We start from the raw sequence: 4,420 nt of genomic DNA, 5'->3' as shown, positions 1-4,420 counted from the left end.
TATAACATGCCACAAAAAACAGTCAAGTCAAAACCCAAATGCAGGCACAAGGCACAAGGCATAAGGCACAAGAAATATACATGACGAAATAAAGTGTTCGCGCATGATTTTAATGTAGGGGCAAACCCCCTGTGGTTGTCCACTGTAGAGCACCCCCCCCCGGGATTATACCTTGCCGATGGCACAGAAAATATCCATGGTAGGGGATACTCACCGATACTCACTCTCTCATCCCCACCGGCTTACCGAGAATCTCGCTCATAATGATGCCGTTGACAACACGGTGAGATGTGAACGCGAGTTTCATGCCCATCCCCTGATGACGGCGAACCTCACGGTGCCGCGGAACAGCCGGTTCGTGAGAGGGTCTCTGATACGCCGCAGTCCGCTCGGGAATTGTTTCCGACGGGCTGGATTCCAGAAGCTCTTCGGAAGTCGTTACCGGATAATCAGCCGTTTCCATAGTATCCCCGGCCGGAATTTCCGGATAGGGAGTCCACGCAGACTCCCTGTCCGGCGGTCTCGGAACACCGACAGGCCCGGCTGTTTCGATAACATCCCCCGGAAGGCGGGTTGTTTCGAGCTCCCTTCCCTTCCTGCTCACCGCGCTGAGACGTTTCAGAACCGATGCGACAATTATGAATATAATGATGAGATTTATCAGGAGTTCCATCAGCTCTTGTCACCTTCCTCTGTCGATTCAGGCTGTGTGCTCTTCGATATGGAGCCTCTCATTTCGGTGTCGGCCTTGACATTCATCATTTTATAGTAATCCATAATCCCGAGATTACCGCTCTTGAAGGCTTCCGACATGGCAAGCGGGATCTGCGCCTCATTCTCGGTGACCTTGGCGCGCATTTCCATGACCTTAGCTTTCATTTCCTGTTCGAGAGCCCGTGCCATGGCTCGGCGGACCTCGGCTTTAGCCTGGGCGATGTTCTTGTCGGCATCAGCCTGGGCCATCTGGAGCTTTGCGCCGATGTTTTCGCCGACATCCACATCGGCGATATCGATGGAGAGAATCTCGAACGCTGTCCCTGAGTCAAGCCCTTTTGCGAGCACTACTTTCGATATTTTATCGGGATTTTCGAGCACCTCCTTGTACGTTTCGGAGGAGCCGATGGTGCTTACGATGCCTTCGCCGACACGGGCGATGATCGTTTCCTCTGTGGCGCCGCCGACAAGGCGCTGGATGTTCGTTCGAACGGTCACCCGTGTGGTTGCAACCACCTGGATGCCGTCCTTGGAAACAGCGGCGATTTTCGGCGTCGTGATCACCTTGGGCAGAACGCTCATTTTCACCGCTTCGAGGACATTTCTGCCCGCCAGATCGATTGCGGCGGCCCGTTCGAATGAAAGGTCGATCGAGGCTTTATCGGCCGCGATAAGCGCGTTGACAACTGCGGCCACATTACCGCCGGCGAGATAGTGGGCTTCGAGTAAATCGGAGTTCAGAGGAAGCCCCGCTTTTGTTGCCGCGATGAGCTGGTTGACGATGAGCGAGGGCGGAACGCGCCGTAATCTCATACCGATAAGGCTGAAGAGACTGATACGCACCTTTGCCGCAACCGCCGATATCCACAGAGGCACCGGCACAGCCCAGAAAAAGATAAAAATAAAAACCAGAGCTACAAAAATAATGAGAACCAGAAATGGCTCATACAACATAGCTTACCCCCTTTCAATCAGGGTTACAATAATTCGTTTTCCATCTACTTTTAAGACCCGAACGGGTGAATTTTTTTCAATAAATCCTCCCTCGGTTACCACATCACACCGTTTTCCACCGATGTCTGCCGTTCCCGCAGGTCTCAGTGGAGAAATGGTTATTCCTTCGATGCCGACCAGCCCGGAATAATCGTCCACAGCGGAGGTTCCCTTCTCGCTGTAATCGAGACTGACCGCCTTGAGGGTACGGCTTTTAAGGGCGACCCGGATTAATATAAACGCCCCGATGAGGCTCGCAGCGAGCGTTATCAGCGCGCCCGATGTTCCATAGGCCGTTTTCGCCTTGAATATCCCGTACCCGATCATTGCAAGTCCTGCGAGGCCGGGAACGGAAAATCCCGGGATGAGCAGGAGTTCGATGACAAGAAAAATGAATCCTGTAATGACAATGAGCGCTACAATCAGAGCAGTCATACCTGTTTTCTCCTGACCACGACCCGTGCACCATGAACCTCGGAAATCACAATCGGGGAGCCTTTTTCTATGTATTCGCCATCGGTCACCACATCGAGACGACGGTTTCCTATCAGGGCTACGCCTGCTGGTCTCAGATCACTGATGGCCGTTCCTTCGGCTCCGGCAAGATCGAGTTCGCTCGCTGCCGAGGAAAAACCTTCCCGGGCGTTTTCAACTGTGGCGAGGGTGAGTCTGTGGTAGAGCGACGTTCGGGGAAGAATTTTAATAACCGCAATGCCGCCGAGCACAGCGATAATGATCGATCCTCCGATAGTGTAGGTTGCATAAAGATAATCGGTGGGTCCCGGAATTTTCCCGACAAGACTCAGGAACAGGCTCAGAAATATGAGCGTAATACCCGAAATGCCCGCTATTCCGAATCCCGGGATGACGAATATTTCGAGTGTGAGCAGAATTATCCCGACAGCAAAGATCAGGAGCTCTCCCACAGTAGCAAGACGGACGATATAGTGGCTGCCGAAAAAAAGCGCCAGAGCGATGAGTGCTATGGTTCCGCCGAGTCCCCATCCGGGAGTTTTCAGCTCTATGAGCAGCCCGATAAACCCGATTGACATGAGCAGAGAACTGACAATCGGGTGGGTGAGGAACCTGACCACATTTTCGGCCCAGTTGACTTTCATGAAAATGACCGAAGGGCTTTTATAGCCGAGGCGGGATGTGATATCGCCGACAGATTCGAGCGTTCCGTTCGAGATTCCGACCTTGAGCGCCTCGACGTAGGTAAGTGTGAGAAGCTGTCCTTTTTCGGAAATGCCCTCGACAGACAGGTTCTCGTCCACCATGGCCTCGGCTATGTCAGCCCGCCTTCCCTTCGCTTCGGCGGTGGCCCGCATCTGCGCCCTGAAATAGCTGATGACTTTTTCCGAAGCCTTTCTTCCCTCGAGATCAACCGCTGTGGCGGCGCCGATGGAAGCCCCGGTCGACATGTAGAGGCTGTCGCAGGCGAGAGAGATAAGCGATCCTGCCGATATGGCGTTCTTATCGACGAAAGCGATGGTCGGTATCTTCGACTTGAGTATCGAATCCTTGATATGGACAGCACTGTCAACCCTGCCGCCGGGCGTATCTATCTGGAATATGATGAAATCGGCTTTCTGACGGGCGGCTTCGCTTATTGACCGGTCGATGAACGCCGCAAGACCACCATCGATAGTGCCGCTGATGGGTATCACAACAACGGATGCCCGGGCAGCCGAAACGGTCATTAAAAAAACCGAGAGAAATGCAATTACGTATTTTTTCATAGGTATCACTTCCGATGAAACAGATGAATGAAACGGTTGAAACGGTGAACTGTACCACTCATACTCTATACAGTATCCGAAGACGTTTTATTCAATCATGCATGATCATCTGTCGAATATGATAATTACAGGTAATCATGTGATGGGGCTGGAACAACTTTATATTCTCAGTCATTTCCTGTTTCCGGATACATTCAGGATTTTTGCACCTCCGGGATAATCGGTGAGATCGATGGATGTCGTTTCTTCGATTTTCCGGGTCACATCGGCAATTCTGCCGACCATTTCGAGCGCCTTGTCGATATATTCGGTCTTTTTCGCATCCTGCTCGTCACGTTTCAGAAGTTCCAGATACCCGGAAAGGGAGCAGAGCGGATTGTTGATTTCATGGTTGTATGTACCGGCGAGCTGCACGATTGTCTGGAGTTTCTCATGGTTGATTTTTGCCTGTTCGGCTTCTTTCATGAAGGTGATGTTTCTGGTAATGATAACGATACGGTCCACGATACCGGATGTATTATGGAGCGGAAGATACCGCACATCCATAAAATAGATACCCGACTGTTCGAACTCGAACCATGCTTCGTAGCGCACATCCTCGCCATTCATGCACTTTTCCATGTTCGGACCGACCACTGTGGTGAAAATATCCTCGCCGAGAAATTCCCTGACATGGTGGCCGATAAAATCATTGACCGTTCGTTTGTGGATACTCACATAGGCGGGATTGACATAATAGTAAAGGTACTCCTTTCCCACAATGGCGATGAGGTCGGGGGATTCATCGAGAACACGACGGTTCAGGCGGAGGAGTTCGGCTTCTTTCTGGCTGATTACCTGTATGGTGTTAAGGCGTGTCATGAATCCTTTCCTTTTTTTTCTCGATTATCTGAACATGGAGTTGAATTTCTCTATTATCTTAAAGCGTTGTGATAAATACCATTTATGTTAATATAAGCTGTCAAGGGTCG

General features: G+C 51.2%; 5 protein-coding genes. All 5 read right to left on the bottom strand.

Going from position 1 to position 4,420, the window contains the following annotated elements; translation table 11 throughout:
* Positions 1-220 precede the first annotated feature (220 nt).
* The 5 genes from LLG96_09565 to LLG96_09545 all read right to left on the bottom strand — a co-directional run bounded on the left by LLG96_09565 (position 221) and on the right by LLG96_09545 (position 4,310).
* Positions 221-673: a hypothetical protein gene (locus LLG96_09565; protein MCE5250452.1), complete on the bottom strand. Its 453-nt coding sequence runs from the start codon at positions 671-673 to the stop codon at positions 221-223.
* Positions 673-1,668 carry a flotillin-like protein FloA gene (gene floA / locus LLG96_09560; GenBank protein ID MCE5250451.1) on the bottom strand — a complete coding sequence of 332 codons (996 nt, stop codon included), beginning with the start codon at positions 1,666-1,668 and terminating at the stop codon, positions 673-675. The genes LLG96_09565 and floA overlap by 1 nt, the downstream gene beginning before the upstream one ends.
* Before the next feature lie 3 nt (positions 1,669-1,671).
* Entirely contained in the window at positions 1,672-2,142 is a 471-nt protein-coding gene (locus tag LLG96_09555; protein MCE5250450.1) for a hypothetical protein, read from the bottom strand.
* On the bottom strand, positions 2,139-3,449 hold the full coding sequence (locus LLG96_09550; GenBank protein ID MCE5250449.1) for a nodulation protein NfeD: 1,311 nt from the start codon (positions 3,447-3,449) through the stop codon (positions 2,139-2,141). Before LLG96_09550 ends, LLG96_09555 begins: the two co-directional genes overlap by 4 nt.
* 171 nt (positions 3,450-3,620) lie before the next feature.
* Entirely contained in the window at positions 3,621-4,310 is a 690-nt protein-coding gene (locus LLG96_09545; protein ID MCE5250448.1) for a PAS domain-containing protein, read from the bottom strand.
* Positions 4,311-4,420 lie beyond the last annotated feature (110 nt).

Source organism: bacterium (genome assembly GCA_021372535.1).
GTDB lineage: Bacteria > Latescibacterota > Latescibacteria > Latescibacterales > Latescibacteraceae > JAFGMP01.
Note: the sequence above shows the minus strand (reverse complement) of the source record. Positions and strands in the feature narration are given on the sequence as shown.

What these genes read in the sequence shown, in the direction of transcription:
- LLG96_09565 (MCE5250452.1), bottom strand. Translation starts at nt 673, where the DNA reads ATGGAACTCCTGATAAATCTCATCATTATATTCATAATTGTCGCATCG.
- floA (MCE5250451.1), bottom strand. Translation starts at nt 1,668, where the DNA reads ATGTTGTATGAGCCATTTCTGGTTCTCATTATTTTTGTAGCTCTGGTT.
- LLG96_09555 (MCE5250450.1), bottom strand. Translation starts at nt 2,142, where the DNA reads ATGACTGCTCTGATTGTAGCGCTCATTGTCATTACAGGATTCATTTTT.
- LLG96_09550 (MCE5250449.1), bottom strand. Translation starts at nt 3,449, where the DNA reads ATGAAAAAATACGTAATTGCATTTCTCTCGGTTTTTTTAATGACCGTT.
- LLG96_09545 (MCE5250448.1), bottom strand. Translation starts at nt 4,310, where the DNA reads ATGACACGCCTTAACACCATACAGGTAATCAGCCAGAAAGAAGCCGAA.